Origin of the sequence: Halalkalibacterium halodurans, from assembly GCF_004376175.1 — a bacterium.
Taxonomy (GTDB): Bacteria; Bacillota; Bacilli; order Bacillales; family Bacillaceae_D; genus Halalkalibacterium; species Halalkalibacterium halodurans.
On the sequence record NZ_SNUY01000153.1, the window covers coordinates 1 to 1,155 of the forward strand.

Here is a 1,155-nt window from a genome sequence, read left to right on the forward strand (position 1 = left end):
GTCGATAACATCCGCCCGTCTTAAACCTGGTGCTAATGGCTGGTTCTTTATCTCTTCGATCTTTTTGTAGGTGACTTCGTCAATAATTCCATTGACCACTAATCCATAGTGGCGTTGAAACTCGCGAACTACATTCGCCGTATCCGGTCCGTAAAGGGTTGTTGGATTGCTCCAATGCGTCCCAAAGCCGAGCTTCATTAAGTCCAGCTTGATCTCTCGAATCTGTTCGCTTCGCTTCCCTTCTTGAAATGGACTGGATAGCTCCTCTGCGATTTTCGCTAGCGTCGCCTGATCTCCACGACCATTTACCGTTAGTCCATAGTACGCCTGAAACTCACGCACTACCCGCTCCGTATCTGGGCCGAAGTAGTTTGTCGGGTTGCTCCAATGCGTTCCAAAGCCAAGCTTCATTAAGTCGAGCTTCATTTCTAGCACTTGTTCATTGCGATCACCAGGTTGAAGTGAATCAGATGCGACAGAAAGTGTACTCATTTCCACATCTGACTCTACTAGCTCCTCCTCGGCTAAATCACTTGCTACTTCAGGTTCCTCTTTGGTTTCTACTTCTTCAGACTCATCTACGTTAAACTCTTCTTTTACTTCTTTCGACTCATCAACCTCAGATTCTACTTTTTCTTCTATTTGGTTGGTGGATTCAGAGCCTGTAACTTCCTCTTCAGCACTTTCCGAAACCATATTTACATCAGATGAACTAACCTCTTCTACTCCTTCACCTTCTGGTTCTCCCTCTGCTGCTATTGTAACTAGTGGACTAAAGTGGAACGAAAGAACAAGAACACATGTCGTGAATGATATTACTGCACGTCTTTTCTTCACTTTAGTATCACCTCCTCAATTAATAAGATTTAGTACTTTATTAATATCGGATATTTATAAATCCTTTTCAATGAATCTTTTGTCGGATTTTTAAGTATTTTGTAGAATTATCAAACATTAAATGGAGGAATTTCCTTTAATTAAAAAGAGGTTGAACGTAAAAAACGTCCACCTCTTTAAACTACTTTTTCTTTAAGAGCTTGTTCAAAAAGCCATAAAATCCGAAAAAAAATAAAAATGCACCTTAGCGAAAAATGGTAAAATGGAAGTAACGAATCAACCAAAAATACCAATTTGCGAGGTGCATTTTCATGGATA

The 1,155-nt window shown here is 40.3% G+C and carries 1 protein-coding gene; it reads right to left on the reverse strand.

Going from position 1 to position 1,155, the window contains the following annotated elements:
• Positions 1 to 837: peptidoglycan-binding domain-containing protein (locus tag E2L07_RS20550; protein ID WP_134230532.1), on the reverse strand; the 837-nt coding region annotated here is incomplete at its 3' end.
• Positions 838 to 1,155 lie beyond the last annotated feature (318 nt).